At 69.6% G+C, this 18427-nt stretch carries 19 protein-coding genes and 1 pseudogene; 11 read left to right on the plus strand and 9 right to left on the minus strand.

The window, feature by feature from the left end; genetic code table 11:
• The first annotated feature begins 111 nt into the window (after positions 1–111).
• Together ABL310_RS01835 and ABL310_RS01840 are read left to right on the plus strand one after the other, a co-directional pair.
• The gene (locus ABL310_RS01835; RefSeq protein WP_349370015.1) at positions 112–864 is read left to right on the plus strand and encodes a hypothetical protein; all 753 of its coding nucleotides are present in this window, start codon (positions 112–114) and stop codon (positions 862–864) included.
• A gap of 136 nt (positions 865–1000) precedes the next feature.
• A pseudogene (locus tag ABL310_RS01840) lies at positions 1001–1767 on the plus strand (IS5 family transposase).
• On the opposite strand, the gene ABL310_RS01845 reads toward ABL310_RS01840, so the two are convergent.
• The 3 genes from ABL310_RS01845 to mdoH form a co-directional block, all read right to left on the minus strand.
• Complete coding sequence (locus ABL310_RS01845) at positions 1727–2056, minus strand: hypothetical protein (protein ID WP_349370016.1); 330 nt, start codon at positions 2054–2056, stop codon at positions 1727–1729. The pseudogene ABL310_RS01840 and the gene ABL310_RS01845 sit on opposite strands and share 41 nt — an antisense overlap.
• 67 nt (positions 2057–2123) lie before the next feature.
• Positions 2124–2867 carry an FkbM family methyltransferase gene (locus ABL310_RS01850; protein WP_349370017.1) on the minus strand — a complete coding sequence of 248 codons (744 nt, stop codon included), beginning with the start codon at positions 2865–2867 and terminating at the stop codon, positions 2124–2126.
• A complete protein-coding gene (mdoH, locus tag ABL310_RS01855) occupies positions 2864–4720 on the minus strand; it encodes a glucans biosynthesis glucosyltransferase MdoH (protein WP_349370018.1) in 1857 nt (618 codons plus the stop codon). Before mdoH ends, ABL310_RS01850 begins: the two co-directional genes overlap by 4 nt.
• Positions 4721–4794: 74 nt before the next feature.
• On the opposite strand from mdoH, the gene ABL310_RS01860 reads away from it, so the two are divergent.
• The 6 genes from ABL310_RS01860 (at position 4795) to ABL310_RS01885 (ending at position 9956) form a co-directional block, all read left to right on the plus strand.
• Entirely contained in the window at positions 4795–5790 is a 996-nt protein-coding gene (locus tag ABL310_RS01860; RefSeq protein WP_349370019.1) for a zinc-binding alcohol dehydrogenase, read from the plus strand.
• A 5-nt stretch (positions 5791–5795) separates the two neighbouring features.
• Positions 5796–6194 (plus strand): 6-carboxytetrahydropterin synthase, encoded by a 399-nt coding sequence (locus ABL310_RS01865; RefSeq protein ID WP_349370020.1) that lies wholly within the window; start codon positions 5796–5798, stop codon positions 6192–6194.
• 2 nt (positions 6195–6196) lie between these two features.
• Positions 6197–7264 (plus strand): glycosyltransferase family 4 protein, encoded by a 1068-nt coding sequence (locus ABL310_RS01870; protein ID WP_349370021.1) that lies wholly within the window; start codon positions 6197–6199, stop codon positions 7262–7264.
• On the plus strand, positions 7261–8097 hold the full coding sequence (locus ABL310_RS01875) for an SAM-dependent methyltransferase (protein ID WP_349370022.1): 837 nt from the start codon (positions 7261–7263) through the stop codon (positions 8095–8097). The genes ABL310_RS01870 and ABL310_RS01875 overlap by 4 nt, the downstream gene beginning before the upstream one ends.
• Positions 8098–8188: 91 nt before the next feature.
• Positions 8189–9427, plus strand: coding sequence for a bifunctional glutamate N-acetyltransferase/amino-acid acetyltransferase ArgJ (gene argJ / locus ABL310_RS01880; RefSeq protein ID WP_349370023.1), 1239 nt, complete (start codon positions 8189–8191; stop codon positions 9425–9427).
• Positions 9428–9674: 247 nt separating this feature from the next.
• Positions 9675–9956 carry a GIY-YIG nuclease family protein gene (locus ABL310_RS01885; protein WP_349370024.1) on the plus strand — a complete coding sequence of 94 codons (282 nt, stop codon included), beginning with the start codon at positions 9675–9677 and terminating at the stop codon, positions 9954–9956.
• 445 nt (positions 9957–10401) lie between these two features.
• On the opposite strand, the gene ABL310_RS01890 is transcribed toward ABL310_RS01885, so the two are convergent.
• Together ABL310_RS01890 and ABL310_RS01895 are read right to left on the minus strand one after the other, a co-directional pair.
• Positions 10402–11160, minus strand: coding sequence for a hypothetical protein (locus ABL310_RS01890; RefSeq protein WP_349370025.1), 759 nt, complete (start codon positions 11158–11160; stop codon positions 10402–10404).
• Positions 11154–12106, minus strand: a protein-coding gene (locus tag ABL310_RS01895; protein WP_349368028.1) for an IS630 family transposase whose coding sequence is annotated in 2 segments (ribosomal slippage) — positions 11154–11764 and positions 11764–12106 — 954 coding nt in all. Because the reading frame shifts where the segments join, the coding sequence is not laid out codon by codon here. The genes ABL310_RS01890 and ABL310_RS01895 overlap by 7 nt, the downstream gene beginning before the upstream one ends.
• A 197-nt stretch (positions 12107–12303) precedes the next feature.
• Between ABL310_RS01895 and ABL310_RS01900 the strand changes: the two genes are divergently transcribed.
• From ABL310_RS01900 to ABL310_RS01910, 3 genes are all read left to right on the plus strand, one after another.
• Positions 12304–13617 carry a hypothetical protein gene (locus ABL310_RS01900; protein WP_349370026.1) on the plus strand — a complete coding sequence of 438 codons (1314 nt, stop codon included), beginning with the start codon at positions 12304–12306 and terminating at the stop codon, positions 13615–13617.
• 361 nt (positions 13618–13978) lie between these two features.
• Entirely contained in the window at positions 13979–14410 is a 432-nt protein-coding gene (locus ABL310_RS01905) for a hypothetical protein (RefSeq protein ID WP_349370027.1), read from the plus strand.
• 117 nt (positions 14411–14527) lie between these two features.
• The gene (locus ABL310_RS01910) at positions 14528–14728 is read left to right on the plus strand and encodes a CsbD family protein (RefSeq protein WP_349370028.1); all 201 of its coding nucleotides are present in this window, start codon (positions 14528–14530) and stop codon (positions 14726–14728) included.
• 28 nt (positions 14729–14756) lie between these two features.
• Here the strand turns inward: ABL310_RS01910 and ABL310_RS01915 are convergent, their stop codons facing one another.
• The 4 genes from ABL310_RS01915 to ABL310_RS01930 form a co-directional block, all read right to left on the minus strand.
• Entirely contained in the window at positions 14757–15689 is a 933-nt protein-coding gene (locus ABL310_RS01915) for a histone deacetylase family protein (RefSeq protein ID WP_349370029.1), read from the minus strand.
• Between the two features lie 145 nt (positions 15690–15834).
• The gene (locus tag ABL310_RS01920) at positions 15835–16032 is read right to left on the minus strand and encodes a hypothetical protein (RefSeq protein WP_349370030.1); all 198 of its coding nucleotides are present in this window, start codon (positions 16030–16032) and stop codon (positions 15835–15837) included.
• A 183-nt stretch (positions 16033–16215) separates the two neighbouring features.
• The gene (locus ABL310_RS01925) at positions 16216–16857 is read right to left on the minus strand and encodes a DUF6498-containing protein (RefSeq protein WP_349370031.1); all 642 of its coding nucleotides are present in this window, start codon (positions 16855–16857) and stop codon (positions 16216–16218) included.
• Positions 16858–16999: 142 nt separating this feature from the next.
• The gene (locus tag ABL310_RS01930; protein ID WP_349370032.1) at positions 17000–18319 is read right to left on the minus strand and encodes a glucose-6-phosphate isomerase; all 1320 of its coding nucleotides are present in this window, start codon (positions 18317–18319) and stop codon (positions 17000–17002) included.
• Between the last annotated feature and the right edge of the window lie 108 nt (positions 18320–18427).

Here is an 18427-nt window from a genome sequence, read left to right on the forward strand (position 1 = left end):
AAAGATATAAAGATATCTACATGTGGAGGGTGGCCGGAATGTGTACTGGAGATTGACCATCAAGGGGCGTCTGCTAGCTTTCCGCGATCCCGACGATCTCGAGACCCGGACATGCGCACCGAGGAAGACCAGAGCCGCCCTGAAGCGATCGTGAACCCTATTCCGCTGAGCTTGCTCGGCTCTCCCGAAGGTTTGTTGGTTGCCCTGCACGAATTGCGCGAAGAATCGCTGCCGCAGCTGAAGGAGCTGACAAAGCGAATGGAGGCCGGAACAGGGTTGCGCAGCGAAATTAATGCGAAGACGCGAAATTCGACCGAAGAAAAAGCGAATCGCCCGTCAACACTAAAAAGTAAACCTTGGTTCACGATTGCGCATATTCGTGATTTCCTTCGCTTTCGAACCGGATTTACGAGCCTTGATGAGGCTCTGACCATTCTGGCGTTCTTCACCCTCGAAGCAGACCATGGCCGCCTTGGCATCGTCAAGTTCGAGACGGCGAAGTTCGCGCGCCCCAACCCTTATGGCTGGCGCATGATCGCGACGGACATCAGGCTTGCCAGTACGGGAATGATCGTGGAGCACTACATGTCCTACGCGGACATGATCCTGGCGAACGGAGCGATGACGCACGCCGTGTACGAGCGATGGCGGCCTCGTGGCGAGGACCTGACCATCGCCGATCGGAAGCGCATGGTCGCCGAGATCGGCCTGTGCAGGACCGCCAACCTGACCATTTTCGCTGAGGCCGCGGGACGAGGCGACGACCCGGGCCTCGCCGACCTGCTCGAGATGCTTCGCGCAGAGGTCGCCTGTTCAGCCGAAAGCTTCTGCCGAACGATGGACCGACTCAAGACCCAGCTTTAGCGTGTGCGGAGCGCTCGCGGAGGTCCGCGGGATAGAGGACGAGGTCGCCGGCTAGGCTCTGGCCCCATAAACGGCAAAGCGGATTTGATCGCTCGAGCGTAGGATGATTCAACCTTCCTGATCGAGGGAGGATTCGATGCGCCGCCATGAGCTGACCGACGAGGAATGGGCGATCATCCAGCCGCTTCTGCCGAACAAGGTGCGCGGCGTGCCCCGGGTGGACGACAGGCGGGTGATCAACGGGATCGTCTGGCGCTTCCGGACGGGTGCGCCCTGGCGCGACGTGCCCGAGCGCTACGGCCCGCGCACGACGCTCTACAACCGCTTCGTCCGATGGCGGAAAGCAGGCGTCTGGGACCGAATTCTGGACGCCGTCTCAGAGGCTTACGACGGCGACATCGTGATGATCGACAGCTCCTGCGTCCGCGTCCACCAGCACGGGGCCGCGGGAAAAAGGGGGATTCGGAGGCCGCCGGAGATGGTCGCATGGGACGTTCCCGCGGCGGCCTGACGACCAAGATCCACGCCCTCGTCGATGCGGAAGGGCGGCCGGTTCGCCTCCTGCTCACCGCAGGGCAGGCAAACGACGCACCGGCCTGCGAGCAGCTCCTTCCGCTCGTCGCGAAAGACGCCATCCTGATCGCCGACCGCGCCTACGACACGAACGCGATCCGCGCGACGGTGACCGAACGCGGCGCCTGGGCGAACATCCCGCCCCGCGCGATCCGAAAGGGCAGCTTCCCGTTCAGCTCCTGGCTCTACCGCCAGCGAAACCTCGTTGAGCGCTTCTTCAATCGCATCAAGCACTTCCGCGGCCTCGCCACGCGCTACGACCGCTCGCCCGACAACTTCCTCGCCGCGCTCAAGCTCGCCGCGATCCGGATTTGGCTTGCCGCGAAATGAGTCCGCATCCTAGAGAGATACGATCACGAATCTGCGAGACGGTGAGGATATCGAGTTCCACCTCGCCCACACTCGCCCTGAAGACCTGCCAGGCTCGTTTGGCTTCGTCGAGAAGCGCCGAGCGCTCGGACGAATTCCCGACGTCCATGTAGTCGTCCCACAGTTCCTCGGGGTCGACGGCGGCGAGCTCCCATGCGCCGTCCGGATGCCGAATGAGCGGCACGCCGACGCCCGCGTCGTAGGCTTCGACGAAGCAGAGATCTCGTTCGCGGTGGCGTGCAACGATCATGGGCTCGTTCCAGTGCTCGACATAAGATAGCAAGGTTCATCCCGGACGACTAGTTCCATCGCCCCCGTCACCCCGGCGGCGTCAGCGTGGCGTAGACGTCGCCGGAATTCGCCTCGTGCGGCAGGGCGTCGAGGGTGGCGGCCATCTCCACCGCCGAGATCCAGGCGGGCTCCTCCAGCCGGGCGCTCTCGCCCAGCGACAGGGCGAAGCGGTAATGGCCGAGCGCCGCGATGCGGGCGAGGCAGCGGTGGGCGACGGCGCGGGCGATGGTGGTGAACTCGAAGGAGAGGGCCGGGACCGGCGTCGAGAGGCCGGCGAGCACGCGGTCCTCGAAGCCCTCGACGTCGATCTTGACGAAGGCGGGCACGCCGTGGGCGCGGATCAGGGCGTCGAGCGTGAGGCAGGGGACGAGGATCTCCCGGTCCCAGGCCTGGCCCTCCCAGCCCTGCGCGCCCGCCGCGGCGGCGACGAAATCGGCGGAGGCGGTGGAGACGGTGGGGTTGGCGCTGTTCACGGCGAGCCGCACCTCGCCCGCTTCGTCTCCCGCCGCGGCCTGAACCAGAATGACGTCCGCGTCGCGGCCGTGGATCAGGCGCAGGGCCCGGAACGGGGCCGGTTGCGGCTCCAGCGCAACCACGCGCGCGCCGAGCCGGCGGAAGGACGCGATCCGGTCCCCGACATGGGCGCCGATGTCGAAGGCGAGGTCGCCGGGCGCGAGATGCGGGCGGTAGAGCGCGTCCATCGCCGCCCCGCGGGCGGGGTCGCCGTAATAGATGCGGAGCGACCGGCCGATCGCCGTGGCGGCGCTCATGCGGCGCGCCTTTCCGCACGCGGGGCGGCCGCGGGCGGCGCGTCGAGCCCAGCGAGATCCGGGAGGCGCGCCACCTCCTCCGGCGTCGCGCAGAGCCCCCTACGGACCATGGCCCGGCCGAGCCGCGGGTCGGCGGTGAGGACGGCGAAGGGGATCGAGAGCAGGGTGCCGGCGCACATCACGAGCGCGATCGGCAGGGCGACGGGGACCAGCGCCGCGACGAGCCCGATCATCGCCACCCCGAACAGCGTCGTGCTCCACAAAGCGCGGGCGGCGTCGCGCCAGGCGAGGCCGTGGGCGTCGCGCGCCTGGCCGTTCCAGACGGCGGCCCTGCCGAAGAGGAGCCCGATCATGAACAAGGTGATGCGCATCGAGGCCGCCGCGCCGAGAAAGGCGGAGAACACGAACTCGCCCGCGGCTCCGACGAGGAAGCGCGCCCGCCCGCCATAGGACGCCATGCCCCCGTTCGTCAGCGCCACGTCGAGAACGCCGAGCGCGCGGGGCGTCAGGGAGAGGGCGAGGAAGGCGGCGTAGAAGCCGAGCGCCGCGGCGACGGGGAAGGCCTCCGGATCGGTGGTGGCGGCGAGGACCGGCGCGAGGGCGAGGATCAGCGTCATCGCCGGCACGGCGGCGAACATCATGATGGCGAAGACGAGCTGGAGCCGGCTCATGGGCAGGAGCCCCGGCATCCGCAGGAGCTCGAGATATTGCAGGTTCCCCTGGCACCAGCGCAGGTCGCGCTTGGAGAAGTCGAGGAAGGTCGGCGGCGTCTCCTCCCACGAGCCGCCCTCGCGGGGCAGCACGCGGACCTCGAAGCCGGCGCGGCGCATCAGCACGGCCTCGACCTGGTCGTGCGACAGGATATGGCCGCCGAGCGGCCCCCGGCCGGGGAGGATCGGCAGCCGGCAATGCGCGCGGAAGGGGGCGACGCGCACGAGCGCGTTGTGGCCCCAATAGGGCCCGCAATCGCCCGTCCACCAGGCGGAGCCCAGCGTGTAGGGCCGCATGCCCTGGCGCATGCCGAACTGGAAGATCCGCGCGAAGGCGCTGCCCGACGGCGCGCCGACGACGAGGCTCTGCAGGATGCCGATCTCGGGATGCGCCTCCATGATGCGCGTCATGCGCACGATCTCCGCCCCGGACATCAGGCTGTCGGCGTCGAGCGGCAACATCAGCGCGAACCGGTCCCCGTGCGTCTCCAGGAAGTCGCGCACGTTGCCGGCCTTGTATCCCACGTTCTCCGCGCGGCGGCGATAGGCGATGCGCGCGGAGGGCCCGGCCTCGCGCCGCCAGCGGGCGATCTCGGCCTCCTCGGCGGCGGCGACGGCGGGGTCGGACGTGTCGGAGAGGACGAAGAAGGAGAAGGCGCGGCCCTCGCCGGTCGCCTCCAGGCCGTCGCGCACCCGGGCGAGGCGACGGATGGCGCGCGCGGCGTCCTCGTTGCGCAGCGTCATGAAGACCGCGACGCGCGAGGCGATCGGGGTCGCGCGCTCGCCCGCGGCGGCGAAGGGCGCGACCGAAGCGAAGGGGTCGCGGGCGAGGCGGGCGAGGGCGAAGCCGATGCCGGCGTTGACGACGCCGAGCACGGTCCAGGGCGCGCTCGCGGCGAAGGCGAGGAGGAGGACGGCGTCGAGCGCGCCGAGCCCGTCCGCGGCGAGGATCGCGGCCGCGGCCGCCAGCAGGGCGCCGAAGACGAGGAGCGTGAGCGTCGAAACGAGGAGCCGGCGACGAAACAGGCTGGTCTGGACAGCGCGCGCGGCCGTATGGGAAGAACCCGGGGCCGCGGGCGCGATGTCATGCGCGCCGAGCGGGGTCGGGCTCGTCAGGTCGGTCGGGCGCACGATGTCGTTCATCAGCCGTCCTCGAAGTCAGCAGGGGAGCCAGGGGGAACCATGCCGCGCGACGACGCTGGACAGGGAGGAACGCCGTGACGGACGCGCCGGCGGGACAGGCGCGCGCTCTGTGGTACGCGTCCCGCGGCCGTGCGGTTTTGCGCGCGCGCCCGCTTTCCCCGCGGCAAAACGACGAGGTGCGGGTCGAGACGCTGTGGAGCGGGCTCAGCCGGGGCACGGAGCGGCTCGTCTTCACGGGCCGGGTGCCGGCCTCCGAATACGCGCGGATGCGGGCGCCGCGCCAGGAGGGGGCTTTCCCGTTCCCGGTGAAATACGGCTATGCCGCCGTCGGCATCGTGCGCGAAGGCCCCCACGAGCTCGTCGGACGCACGGTCTTCGCGCTCAACCCACATGAGACCGTCTTCGACGCTCCCGCCGATTTCGTCCAGCCCGTGCCCGATCACGTTCCCGCGCGCAGGGCCGTGCTCGCCGCCAACATGGAGACGGCCCTGAACGCGCTCTGGGACGGCGGGGCGGGGCCGGGAGACCGGATCGTCGTCGTCGGCGCGGGCGTCGTCGGGGCGCTGGTCGCCGCCTTGGCGAGCCGGTTGCCGGGGGCGGAGGTGACGCTCGTCGACGTCGACCTCTCCCGCCGGGCGGTGGCGGAGCGGCTCGGCTGCCGTTTCTCGAAGCCGCTCGACGCGCCGGGGAACGCCGATCTCGTCTTCCACACCTCGGCGACCTCCGCCGGCCTGTCCTGCGCGCTGGCCTGCGCCGGGGACGAGGCGACCATCGTCGAGATGTCCTGGTACGGCGAGGCCTCGACCCGTGTCTCGCTCGGCGCCGCTTTCCATTCGGGCCGGCTGAAGCTGGTCTCGAGCCAGGTCGGGCGCGTCTCCGAGAGCCGGCGCGGGCGCTGGTCCTACGCACGCCGCCTCGCCAAGGCGCTGGCGCTCCTCGACGACGATCGCCTCGACGCGCTGATCACCGAGGAGGTCGCCTTTGACGACCTGCCCGAGGCTTTGCCGCGGCTCTTCGCGCCGGGCGCGCCGGGGCTCGCCACCGCCATTCGCTATTCATCAGGAGAGTGAGATCCATGTTCGCCGTCGAGGTCCGCGACCACATCATGATCGCCCACAGCTTCCGGGGGGACCTGTTCGGCCCCGCGCAGAAGCTGCACGGCGCGACCTTCGTCATCGACGTCGCCTTCTTCCGTGAGGCGCTGACGCAGGACGGGGTGGTGGTCGACATCGGCCGGGCGCACGACGCCCTGAAGGCGACGCTCTCGCCGCTGAACTATCAGAACCTCGACGCGCTGCCGCAATTCTCGGGGCAGAACACGACGACCGAGTTCCTGTGCAAGCACGTCTTCGACGCCATGGCGGCGGCGGCGCGCGAGGGGCGGCTCGGGCCGGGCGGCGAGGGCGTGTCGAAGATCCGCGTCTCGATCGAGGAATCGCACGTGGCTCGGGCCTGGTACGAGGCCGCGCTCTGACGATGACCCCGCTTCCCGCGGCCTTCGCCGTGCCGGGCGCGCTCGACACGCCGACCGGCGGCTACGCCTATGCCCGCGCGATCCTGGCGCGCTTTGCGGCGCACGGGATCGCCGCGACGCTCGTGCGGCTGCCGGACGGCTTCCCGAACCCGAGCGAGCCCGACCTCGTCGAGACGGCGCGGCTTCTCGCGGACGTCCCGGCGGAGGCGGCGCTCCTCGTCGACGGGCTCGCCTACGGCGCGATCCCGGCGGCGACGATCGACGCCTTGGCGCGGCCGATCGTGGCGCTGTGCCATCATCCGCTGGGGCTCGAGGCGGGGCTCTCCCCGGTGCGCGCGGCGGCCCTGGTCGCGAGCGAGCGCGCGGCGCTCGCCCGCGCGGTGCGTGTCGTGGTGACGAGCCCGGCGACCGCGGCGACGCTCGTGCGCGACTTCGCCGTGCCGGAGGACAGGCTCGTCGTCGCCGAGCCGGGGACCGCGCCCGCCCCGCGGGCGAGCGGCTCGCCGGAGGGCGCGCCGCCGGCCCTGCTGGCGGTGGGGGCGATCTCGCCGCGCAAGGGCTACGACGTGCTGATCGCGGCGCTGGCGCGGCTCGCGGACCGGGACTGGACGCTCACGGTCGTCGGACCGACGGACCGCGATCCGGCCACCGTCGCCGCGCTCCGGGCGCAGGCGGGCGAGGCCGGTCTCGCGGATCGCGTGCGCTTCACGGGGTCGGTCGACGACGCGGCGCGGGATGCGCTCTATGCCGGGGCGGACGTGTTCGTCTCGGCCTCGCTCTACGAGGGCTACGGCATGGTGCTGGCGGAGGCGCTGGCGCGGGGCCTGCCGCTCGTCGCCTCGACCGGCGGGGCGGCGGCGGACACGGTGCCGGACGCCGCCGCGCTGAAGGTCCCGCCGGGGGACGTCGACGCCCTCGCCGCCGCGCTCGTCCGCGTGCTCGACGACACGGCGCTGCGGGCGCGCCTCGCGGAGGCGTCCTACGCGGCCGGCCGGCTTCTGCCCACCTGGGACGACGCGAGCGCGCGCATCGCGGCCACCCTGCGCGCCAGCCTGGAGGCGACCCGATGAGCTTTTCCGCCGACTGGCTCGACCTGCGCGAGGATTCCGACCGGCGCGCGCGCAATCCCGCCCTCGCCGAGCGGCTCGCCACTTGCCTCGCCGACCGCGAGGCGGTCTCGGTGGTCGATCTCGGCTGCGGGCTCGGCTCGAACCTGCGCGGGCTCTGGCGCGCGCTGCCGACCCGGCAGGACTGGCGGCTCGTCGACCACGACCCGGCGCTCCTCGCCGGGGCGCGCGCGCGCCTCGCCGCCTGGGCGGACACGGCGCGGGAGGAGGGGGAGGCGCTTCTCCTGGGGAAGGACGGGCGGCGCCTGACCGTGCGCTTCGCTGAGGCCGACCTCGCGCGCGATCTCGACGCGGCGCTCGGCGAGCGGCCCGATCTCGTCACGGCGGCGGCGTTGTTCGACCTGTGCGGCGCGGACTGGATCGCCGGCTTCGCGCAGGCCGTGGCGCGGCGGGGCGCGCTGTTCCACACCGCGCTGACCTACGACGGCCGCGAGACCTGGGAGCCGGCGCATCCCGCCGACGACGCCGTGCGCGCGGCCTTCCTGTCGCACCAGGGCGAGGACAAGGGCTTCGGCCCCTCCGCCGGTCCCGCCGCCACCCGCGCGCTCGCCAGCGCCTTCGCCGCCGCCGGCTACGAGACGCAGATCGGCGACAGCCCCTGGCGGCTCGAGGCCCCCCGCGACGCGGCCCTTCTCCGCGCCCTCGCCGAGGGCCAGGCGGACGCCGTCGCCGAGACCGGGCGCGTGGCGGCCGACACGCTGGCGGGCTGGCGCGCCGCCCGGGTCGGCGCGCGGGCGGCGACGATCGGGCACAAGGATCTGTTCGCACGGCCGTGAGGGATGTGGGGACCCCACCCGTCTTCCCGAACGCCCGCGGGAATGCGATAGAGGCGGCGCGTCGCCACTTTCGCATCGGACGAAACCCGCCATGGCTCATCCCGTCTCCCCGCTCGCGCCCAAGACCCATCCCGACCTGCCGGAGATCGCCGGCGTGCGGCTCGCCACCGCCGCGGCGGGGATCCGCTATCGGGGGCGCACCGACGTGCTCTATGTCGGGCTCGACGCCGGGACGAGCGTGGCGGGGGTGTTCACGCGCTCGAAATGCCCGTCCGCGCCGGTGGACTGGTGCCGGGCGAACCTCGCCGGCGGGTCGGCCCGGGCGCTGGTCGTCAATTCGGGCAACGCCAACGCCTTCACCGGCCGCAAGGGCGCGGACGCGGTGACGCTCACCGCCGACATCGCCGCGCGGGCGGCCGGGTGCCGGCCTGCGGAAGTGTTCGTGGCGTCCACCGGCGTGATCGGCGAGCCCCTCGACGCCACCAAGTTCGAGGGCGTGCTGGAGGAGTGCGCCGGGCGCGCGACGGGCGACGCCGCCGCCTGGCGCGCGGCGGCCGAGGCGATCATGACGACCGACACGTTCCCCAAGCTCGCGACCCGCACGGTGGAGATCGACGGCGCGCGCGTGACGATCAACGGGATCGCCAAGGGCGCGGGCATGATCCAGCCCGACATGGCGACCATGCTCTCCTTCGTCTTCACCGACGCGCCCGTCGCCGCGCCCGTGCTGCAGGCGCTGCTCTCGGCCGCGACGGAGCGCTCGTTCAACTGCGTCACGGTGGACGGCGACACCTCGACCTCGGACACGCTCATCGCCTTCGCCACGGGCAAGGCGGCGCTCGCGCCGATCGCGCAGAAGGACGATCCGCGCGCGGCCGCCTTCGCGGCGGCGCTGGAGGATCTCCTCGTCGCGCTCGCCCAGCTCGTCGCCAAGGACGGGGAGGGCGCGCGCAAGTTCGTCACCGTGCGGGTGCGGGGGGCGGTCGACGACGCCTCGGCGAAGCGGGTCGCGTTCTCCATCGCCAACTCGCCGCTGGTGAAGACCGCGGTCGCCGGCGAGGACGCCAATTGGGGCCGCGTGGTGATGGCGGTCGGCAAGGCCGGCGAGCCGGCCGACCGCGACCGGCTCTCGATCTCCTTCGGCGACATCCGCGTCGCCCACGAGGGCGCCCGCGACCCGGCCTATTCGGAGGAGGCGACCTCCGCCTACATGAAGGGCGAGGACATCCTGATCACCGCCGATCTCGGGCTCGGCGCCGGAGAGGCGCGGGTGTGGACCTGCGACCTGACCAAGGCCTATGTGGAAATCAACGGGGATTACCGGTCGTAAGGTGGGGCTGTCATCCCCGGCCGGAGCGCCGCAGGCGCGGAGGGGAAGGGACCCAGCGCATGGATGTGCGCCGCAGGCGCTCCATGGCCGCCGACCAGGCGGCTGGTCGCCGCCAATGAGACGCGGCTTCGCCGCGAGCATTCTTTCGCTGGGTCCCCTTCCCCTGCGCGCGCAAGCGCGCTCCGGCCGGGGATGACAGGGGCGGCGTTTGGTCGTATGATGCGGTGAAGTACAACTTCTATGACCCATGCGCCTCTACTACGTCTACATTCTCGCGAGCCGCCGCAACGGGACGCTCTACATCGGCGTCACGAACGACCTGGCGCGCCGCGCCGGGCAGCACAAGCGCGGCGACGTCCCGGGCTTCACCCGACGCTACGGCGTGGCGACGCTGGTCTACTACGAGACCTACGAGGATGTCGGCGAGGCGATCGCCCGGGAGAAGCAGCTCAAGGGCTGGATCCGGGCCTGGAAGCTGAAGCTGATCGAGGCCGGCAACCCCGACTGGGAGGAGCTCGTTCCGACCTGACCCGCGCCACCCCTGTCATCCCCGGCCGTAGCGCCGAAGGCGCGCAGGGGAAGGGGACCCAGCGCAGAAAGTGCGCCGAAGGCGCTCTATTGCCGCCGGCCGGGCGGCTGGTCGCCGCCAGAAGCCGCCGCTGCGCGGCGAAGAGTCGTGCTGGGTCCCCTTCTCCTGCGCCGCTTCGCGGCTCCGGCCGGGGATGACACGGGGAGCGGCGCGTTGTCGTCTCCTTTTCCGAGCGTGCCGTCGTGCTCGGTCCGGTCAAGGGCTTCGCCCTCCTCCGCTACGCTTCGGCCGCTGCGCGGTGACCTCCCCTGCGCGCGCCGGCGGAGGGCAGGCACGACGGCTCCGCGGGAACACGACCGCGCCCGACTCTACACGGGAACGATGCAGGAGCGACGGCTCCCGTGGGACATCATCCTTCCCCCGGTGGGGACGCAGCGCTCCGGCTCTAGGCCGCCGCGCGCATGAACGCCTCGTCCGCCTGGTCCACCTCGATCACCCGTCCCGCCTGCGCGAGCAGCGCATAGGAAGGCCCCATCTCGGCCTTGCTGCGCACGACGGCGACGAGGCCCGGCGGATCGGTGCGGGCCGCGAGGTCGTGGAAGGCGGTGCTCGCCTTGAAGACCGAGACGGGATAGTTCGGCACCGCATGGAAAACCGCGACGCGGCCGTTCAGCCGCGCGATCGCGGTCAGATCCCATTCGGTCGCCGAGGCGCCTTGGAGCTTGCCGCGATATTCCACCGCCTTGGGGAACACGCGCTCGAGCCGCTCTTGCAGCACCTCCTCGATGGCGATCTCCGCCGCCTGCGATGCGTTCGTGACGATGCGCTCGGCGATCGCCTTCGAGGCGGCGCTCACGTCGAAGATGGCCCGCTCGACCTGATCCACCGGCACGTCGACGAACACCTCGCGGGGGCCGACCTCGACGTCGTGCTCGTCGGCGATCGCGCGCGCCGTCTTCGCGAACGACCGCCCCGCTCCGAAGCTCTCGATCTCGCGATAGGCGAAGCCGGAATCGCTCACCCGAATGCCCGCCGGAGCATAGGTCAGCCGCACGGCGACGAAGGCGCCGCTGGGATAGACCATCGGCAGGCTGATGAAGCTCGCGTCCCCGTAATCCTTGACGGTCACGAGTCCGGGCGCGATTGCGGCGGTTAGTGTGGAGAGCGACAAGGGCTTCCGCTCACTAGAGCAGATTCTCACCACTCGGGTTCATATCCTGCTGCGGTGAAGAAGTTCGCGCATTCCTCTGGCGGGAAGGCTTCGATGGCGTCGGCGACGGCGCTCCAGAGGGCGTCGCGCGTCCGGGCGGCGACCTTCCTGAGCAGGGCCTTCAGCTTGGCGAAGGCGTTCTCGATGGGGTTGAAGTCCGGGCTGTAGGGCGGCAGGAAGCGCAGCTCGGCTCCGGCCGCCTCGATGGCCTCGCGCACGGCGGGGGTCTTGTGGCTGGCGAGGTTGTCCATGATCACCACGTCGCCGGGGCTCAGCGTCGGAACCAGGACCTGCTGGACGTAGGCGAGGAAGCTCGCCGCGTTGATCGCGCCGTCGATCAGCATCGGCGCGTCGATCCCGCCGATCCTGAGCCCGGCCACGAAGGTCGTGGTGCGCCAATGGCCGTGAGGGATGCCGGCGCGCAGGCGCTCGCCTTCGGGGGCGCGGCCCCGCAACCGCGCCATCTTGGTGTTGAGCCAGGTCTCGTCGATGAAGATCAGCCGCTGCGGGTCGAGCTCGGGCTGCTCCTCGAACCAGGCCTCGCGGGCCGCGGCGACGTCGGCGCGGTCCTGCTCGCTGGCGTGGCCGGACTTTTTTTGAACGTCAGGCCGTGGCGGCCGAAGAAGCGGTGCACCGTCGAGGGCGCGAAGCGCTCGCCGTGCTCGCGCTCGAGCCGCTCGGCGATCTCGACGAGGGTGAGATCCGGCGCCTCCTCCACCATCGCGAGGATGACCGGGCCGAGCGCCTCGATCCGCCCGGACCGCGTGTCGCCGCCTTGCGCCCGCGGCGCGACCGAGCCCGTCTCGCGCCGAAGGTTGAACCACTTCACCGCCGCGGACGGCGCGATCCCGAAGCGGTCCGCCGCGGCCCGGCGGCTCATGCCGGCATCGACCGCAGCGAGGACGCGCTGCCTCAGATCCATCGAGAGGGGCTTCGTCATGGCGGCTGGCCTCCTCCGCCAGCCTCTACCGTGAATCACGAACTGGCCTCGAAGGGAATCCCCCGCGCGATTCCATCAGGAAGCGATCTGCTCTAGGTGTGCGCACTCAAAAATCTCCCTTGCGAACGCCGACGGCGAGCTGGATCCGCTCGCCCATATTGTACTATTCTATCCGAATCAGGCTGGAGATTGCCAGAATGGACCGCAGAATAAAGCGCGTCTACGAAACCAGACTAGGGCAAATTCGTGACGCAGATGCTATTCTCGATGCGTACGCGAGTCTAGCGCCGCTTCGCGAGCAAATTCTCTCTAGCAGAACCTCCCACCAGGCAGCTTTTCGCTGTGCGATTTGCGCAGGCGAGCTGCTTTGCGCATATAGGCGACGTTCAGATAATTCTGATTATTTTGTATACGAAACTATAGACGACGTAGATATGAAATCGGTATTCTTCAAGCATAAAGATGCGAATGAAAACTGCCCTTGGTACACTGGAGACAGACACTTTGAACGAAAAGACAAGTACCAAGGCCGCCAAGAAAGCGAGACCCACCGAGAGCTTGAGGCTCGCCTATTGAACATATTGCTCAGGGATGGTTCGTTCTCGGATGTACGGCTTGAGCAGACAGTTGTAGACAAAACAACAAATCTTCGTCGGCGTCCTGATATCTCGGCGCAGATGGGCTCGCAGCTCCTGCACTTTGAGTGTCAGGTTAGCTCTCCTTTGCATAGGGATCACTACTTCAGAAGACGATTCTCCGAAATAACGAATGCGAAGGTGATTTGGGTTTTTGACACAATTGACCGGATCTTCGAAAGCCGAAAGTTTCTTGAGATCATTCACTGCAATCAGTGGAATGGTTTTGCCCTTGACGAAGGCGCATTTCAAGAGTCTCTTAATCATGGCCATCTCCACCTAAAAGTATTTTGGTTCGAACCCGACATCAGCGGTGAAATGAATATACTCAAGACCGCTTGCGTCGCATTCTCATCGTTGAAAGCTCATCCATTCAGCCAGTCGTATTTTTTGACGGATCCAGTCGAAATGCAATCTCTGCAATTGCATGGAAAATTCAAGGAGAACGTTGATACTCTAAGGATGTATTTTCAAGGCAACGTTGGTTACATCGAGTATGAGAATGCGCTTGATCACCTCCTTGAGCAGTTTGGGCTTCGAGGCATAAGACACAGATCGATCGAACATATTCTCCGAATCGGCTTCTCTCTTGAACAGAACCAACTACGACCTGCCTTAGGATATACAAATAACGGTAACGACGTGTTTTGGGTAATCGACAATTTAAATAAGAAGGAACTGATATGGTCCGAGATCGTTCTGGCCTTGTTTCGATCTAATGGATTTTCGAAGAGCGATTTGAGAAAATTGAAGGGCGAGAAGCGCGGTCTCGAACTGGCAATTGATGTCGCTAAAGACTTTTCGGCAATCAGTCGGGCCCTGAATCCACTGTTGCGAGTTGTTTTCCCCGGTTCATCTTTGTACCTGCCGGATTGAAAGTACCCTCTGCGGCGCTCCTGAAAGACGCAATCCCTCACCCTCGGCCCCATCCGCCCCCAAGAACTTCACCCCCGCCCGCTCGAACGCCCCCCGCAGCTTTTCCACCGTACTCGCATGCCCGGCCAGCGGCCCCGGCCGCCCCTCCAGCCGACGGATCGTCGCCAGCGAGACCCCCGACTCGCGGCAGAGGTCCGTCTGCTCCCAGCGCAGCAGCGCTCGGGCGGCCCGCACCTGCTCGCTGCTGATCGACGACTTCGGCACGCGAAACTCGCAAAAAGTGAGATATAGCATCTTGCATTGGACTGCGATCTCGACTATACAGTCCCCTAGACCCACAACGCAACGAAAGTCCCACCCCATGCCGGACGACGCTTCCGCGTGTCCGCTCGCGCGTCTGTGCGCCGAGGCGGAGCGGCTTCTCGTACGCCGGTCGGCGGCGGAGCGGGTGGTGGAGGAGGCGCGGTATCCGGAGGAGCGGGAGCATGCGGCGCGGGTGGTGCGGGAGGCGGATCTCTCGCTCGCGCACATCGCCGCCCGGGCGAGCGACCTCAGGCCCGAGAGCCGCCGCGGCGCGCTCTTCACGCTGGCCCTCGCCGCCGCGGACGCCGAGACGCTCGCAGGGACGAGCGCCGGGAAGACCGTCGGGGAGGACACCGACGCCGCCGCCCGGCTGCGTCGCCGGCTCTACGCGCTCCGCGCCTTCCTCGAGACCGACGAGCCCCTCCCCGGCCCGGTGTCGAGCCGCTGGATGCAGGTCGACGGCGATCCGTTGGGCTGGCTCGCGGAGTGAGGCACCCCACCCCTGTCATTCACGGCCGGGGCGTCGGGCGCGCGGGGGCGACACCCGGAACCCGGCTCCGCCCGTCCTCGTTCGGCTTGCACACGTCACGAGACGAGGAGCGAGATCATGAACTGGGAGCAGGTGCGCGGGAACTGGAATCAGTTCAAGGGCAATGCCAAGCAGCAATGGGGCAAGCTCACCGACGACGACCTGACGCGGGTCGAGGGCCATCGCGACGAGCTCGTCGGGCGCATCCAGGAGCGCTACGGCATCCAGAAGGAGGAGGCCGAACGCCAGGTCTCCGACTGGGAGCGCGGGCTCTCCTGAAGGCCCGGGCGCGGCCGTGGGGCGGGCGTCAGGCCTGCCCCATCAGCGCCTTGACGTGGGCGGCGACGGAGCGGGCGAGGCCCTCGAGGTCGTAGCCGCCCTCGAGCAGCGAGACGACGCGGCCCTTCGCGCGGCGGTCCGCGATCTCCATCAGCTTCAGTGTCGCCCAGCTGAAATCCGCCTCCGTCAGCATGACGTTGCCGAGCGGATCGCGCCAATGCGCGTCGAAGCCGGCCGAGATCACCACGAGGTCGGGCGCGAAGGCCTCGATGCGGGGCAGGACGCGCGTCTCCATCGCCTCGCGGAAGATGTCGGAGCCGTCGCCGGCGGAGAGCGGGGCGTTGACGATGGTGTCGTGCTCGCCGCGCTCGCCGAGCGCGCCGGTGCCGGGATAGAGCGGCATCTCGTGCGTCGAGCAGTAGAGCACGGAGGGATCGTCCCAGAAGATGTCCTGCGTGCCGTTGCCGTGGTGCACGTCCCAATCGACGATGGCGATGCGCTCGGCCCCGTGCGTCTTCTGCGCGAAGCGCGCGGCGATCGCCGCATTGTTGAAGAAGCAGAAGCCCATCGCCTGGGCCGTCTCGGCGTGATGGCCGGGCGGGCGCATGGCCGCGAAAGCGTTGGCGACCTTGCCGGACATCACCTCGTCGACCGCCTGCACGGCGGCGCCGGCCGAGCGCAAGGCCGCCTCGATCGTGCCGGGGGAGAGCACCGTGTCGGAATCGATCGGCACGATCCCCTCGCGCGGGGAGGCCTCGATCAGCGCGTCGACGTAGCGGCGCGGATGAACCAGCGCGAGCGTGTCCCGCTCGGCGCAGGGCGCCTGCTCGCGCACGAGGGTCATGAACGCCTCGTCCTCGAGGGCGCGCTCGATCACGCGGATGCGGTCCGCCCGCTCGGGATGGCCGAGCGGCGTCTCGTGATCGAGAGCGGCGGGATGGCAGAGATACAGCGTCTGCATAAGCGGCGTGCCTCGGCTCGTGCGAGCTCGTGTTCTTCTCGCCGCATCGTCGCAGCCGCGCCGGAGGCTGTCCATCCCCCGCGGGTTTGTCCGCATGCGGCCGGCGTCGCGCCGTGAGCGCGCGCCGACGCCGCGGGCCGTGTCCTCAGGCCGTGTAGGACCGACCGAAGCGGTCGAGATCCTCGTGCCGTGGCGTCGCCTGCTGGGCGGCCTTGCGCTCGCAGACCTTGCGGGCGTTCAGCACGCCGGCGAGCGCCGGCAGCGCGACCGGCTTGAACGTGGTTGGCGCGCCTCCGGCGGTGGAGGCGGTCTGACGAGGCTGAGGGTCGGCGTTGTCCGGCATGTCGGGTCCATCGTTTGCGCGGCTCACAGGGTCGGCCGCGGGTCGACGCGTAGGTCGCGAACGGTCCCAGCTTGCGGCGGGATTGTGGCGGCCGGTGGGCCGGCACCGCAGGCGCCTGCAATCGGGGTGAACGTGTCTTTCCGGACACGGGTTCCGCGCGAAAGGAGCGTGAAATCGGCGTGATCAGGCCGAGCGCGGCGCGGGCCTTCGAGCCTCCCTGGGAGCCCCCATGCGCCGATGCTCGGCGAGGTGGGCGGCCAGATCGACGGCGATCTTGAGCGCGACGAGCAGCGCGAGCGCGACGATCGGCGCGCCGGAGGCCTCCACGGCGAAGCCGCCGAAGATGATGGTGACGTGCAGGACCACGACGCGTCCGTAGGGCGCCTTCATCAGCGCGCCGGGCGTCACCCGGTCCATCTCGCCGCCGAGGACGAAATTCGCGAGGAACGAGACGCCGTGGCTCGCCGCCAGGGCGGCGAGGGGGAGCGCCAGCGCGGGGTTCGCGAGCAGCCCCAGCGCCACGACGGGCGAGGCCCCCGCCGGCCCGAACAGGGTGACGACGAAGACGCCGTGGACCAGGGTGAAGAGGCCGTAATGCACGGCGAAGAAGGCGGCGAGGCCCGCCGCGCCGAGATCGCCGCGGGCGGAGAGGGTGAGGAGCCGCGCCACGTTGACGAGGCCGATGATCACGTTCTCGGCCCAGAACAGCAGGAGCACGTCGTAGACGCGCCACCCGCCGGCGAGAACGCCGGCGAGCGGGATCAGGTTGGCGGCGACGAGCGCCGTCGCGGAGACGAGGAGGGGGCGGCGCGGGGAGCGAATCATGGGCGGCCGGAACGCGTCTGCGACGGGACGCCGCATTGGAGCCGCAATTCGTCCCCGTGTCGACCGCGCCCGCGCGGTTTTCCGAGAAGATCGTCCGAGATCGTCGGAAGAAGGGCGCCCCGGGGGCGCCCCGCTCCCCCGCTCAACCCTCCGCCAGGTAACGCTTCGCCAGGATCTTGCCTTCCTCGACCGCGGGCTGGTCGAAGGGGTTCACGCCGAGCGCGTAGCCGGTGAGGATCGTCTCCAGCATGAAGTGCATGAGGAGGTGGCCCATGGCGCGCTCGTCCAGCCGGTCGACGTGGATGGTGCGCACGGGGCGGTGGTTCTTGGCCAGCGTGTCGGCCGTGGCGCGCCCCTGCGCGGCGACGAGATCGCCGATCGTCTTGCCGGCGAAGCCCTCCTGGCCGGCGCGCTTCGCGAGCTCGGCGTCCATGTGCGGACCGAGACCGGCGCAGCCGGTGGTGATCACGGTGAACACCTTGTCGTTCGGCCCGCCGAGATAGAGCTGCAGCTGGGAGTGCTGGTCCACGGGCCCGATGGCGGCGACGGGCTGGGAGCCCTTGCCGTCCTTGCCGAGGCTCTCGGCCCAGAGCTGCACCCACCAGCGGGTGAAGCGCTCCAGCCGATCGGCATAGGCCATCATCACGCTGATCGGCTTGCCCTCGAGCGCGGAGGCGATGGCGAGCGCCGCGCCTTCCGCGGCCGGGATCTCGGAGGCCTGCTTCGCGTCCAGGATCGGCGCGACGGCGTCCTGCGCGCCGGCGCGGATCGCGTCGACGTCGAGCCCCATCACCGCGGCCGGCAGGAGGCCGACATTGGTCATGACCGAGTAGCGCCCGCCGATGCCGGTGTGGTGGTCGAGGAACGGCACGCCCTCGGGCTCCAGCAGGTCCCTGAGCGCGTTCGTGCCGGCGCCGCCGGCGCCGCGGGGCTCGGAGAGGCCCGTCATCCGCGCGCCGGCGCTCACGCCCGCGCGGCCGAGCGCCGAGAGCACGGCGATCGTCTGCATCAGGGTCTCGCCGGTGCCGCCGGATTTCGAGATCGCGACGAAATGCGTCGTCTCGAGCGGGAGCTTCTCGATCAGAAGATCGAAGGTGAGCGGGTCGAGATTGTCGAGGAAATGGACCCGCGGCCCCTCGGCCAGGCGGCCCAGCCCCGGCACCGCGTAGTCCTTCAGCTGGGCGAGCGTCTGCCCGCCGAGGCTCGAGCCGCCGGTGCCGAGGAAGACGACGTCGGTCGTCCCGCCGCCGCGGATGCGCTCGGCCGCCTCGTGGATCGCGGCGAGGTCGCTCGTGTCGGCGGGGACCGCGAGAAGCGGCAGCTTGCCGGCCTGCGCCTCCTGGCGCAGGCGCTCCATTCCGGTCTGCGAGAGCGTCTGCGCCGCCTCGATCGCCGTCTCCGGAATGCCGGCGCCGCCGATCTGCCGGCCGAGCGCGAGGTCGATCGCGTGCTTGAAAGCCATCCCTGTCTCCCTGTTCGGTTTGCGCCGACGATAATCCCAGCGCGGGTCGCGGGCCAGCCCGCCGCGCGCATGCCTCGAGGGGTCAACGCGCGAGCGGCGCGGACGATG

Source organism: Salinarimonas sp. (assembly GCF_040111675.1).
Classification (GTDB): Bacteria; Pseudomonadota; Alphaproteobacteria; order Rhizobiales; family Beijerinckiaceae; genus Salinarimonas.

Excerpts from the sequence above, each read along its gene's own strand:
- ABL310_RS01835 (WP_349370015.1), top strand. The coding sequence starts at position 112 with ATGCGCACCGAGGAAGACCAGAGCCGCCCTGAAGCGATCGTGAACCCT.
- ABL310_RS01845 (WP_349370016.1), bottom strand. The coding sequence starts at position 2,056 with ATGATCGTTGCACGCCACCGCGAACGAGATCTCTGCTTCGTCGAAGCC.
- ABL310_RS01850 (WP_349370017.1), bottom strand. The coding sequence starts at position 2,867 with ATGAGCGCCGCCACGGCGATCGGCCGGTCGCTCCGCATCTATTACGGC.
- mdoH (WP_349370018.1), bottom strand. The coding sequence starts at position 4,720 with ATGAACGACATCGTGCGCCCGACCGACCTGACGAGCCCGACCCCGCTC.
- ABL310_RS01865 (WP_349370020.1), top strand. The coding sequence starts at position 5,796 with ATGTTCGCCGTCGAGGTCCGCGACCACATCATGATCGCCCACAGCTTC.
- ABL310_RS01870 (WP_349370021.1), top strand. The coding sequence starts at position 6,197 with ATGACCCCGCTTCCCGCGGCCTTCGCCGTGCCGGGCGCGCTCGACACG.
- ABL310_RS01875 (WP_349370022.1), top strand. The coding sequence starts at position 7,261 with ATGAGCTTTTCCGCCGACTGGCTCGACCTGCGCGAGGATTCCGACCGG.
- argJ (WP_349370023.1), top strand. The coding sequence starts at position 8,189 with ATGGCTCATCCCGTCTCCCCGCTCGCGCCCAAGACCCATCCCGACCTG.
- ABL310_RS01885 (WP_349370024.1), top strand. The coding sequence starts at position 9,675 with ATGCGCCTCTACTACGTCTACATTCTCGCGAGCCGCCGCAACGGGACG.
- ABL310_RS01900 (WP_349370026.1), top strand. The coding sequence starts at position 12,304 with ATGGACCGCAGAATAAAGCGCGTCTACGAAACCAGACTAGGGCAAATT.
- ABL310_RS01905 (WP_349370027.1), top strand. The coding sequence starts at position 13,979 with ATGCCGGACGACGCTTCCGCGTGTCCGCTCGCGCGTCTGTGCGCCGAG.
- ABL310_RS01910 (WP_349370028.1), top strand. The coding sequence starts at position 14,528 with ATGAACTGGGAGCAGGTGCGCGGGAACTGGAATCAGTTCAAGGGCAAT.
- ABL310_RS01915 (WP_349370029.1), bottom strand. The coding sequence starts at position 15,689 with ATGCAGACGCTGTATCTCTGCCATCCCGCCGCTCTCGATCACGAGACG.
- ABL310_RS01920 (WP_349370030.1), bottom strand. The coding sequence starts at position 16,032 with ATGCCGGACAACGCCGACCCTCAGCCTCGTCAGACCGCCTCCACCGCC.
- ABL310_RS01925 (WP_349370031.1), bottom strand. The coding sequence starts at position 16,857 with ATGATTCGCTCCCCGCGCCGCCCCCTCCTCGTCTCCGCGACGGCGCTC.
- ABL310_RS01930 (WP_349370032.1), bottom strand. The coding sequence starts at position 18,319 with ATGGCTTTCAAGCACGCGATCGACCTCGCGCTCGGCCGGCAGATCGGC.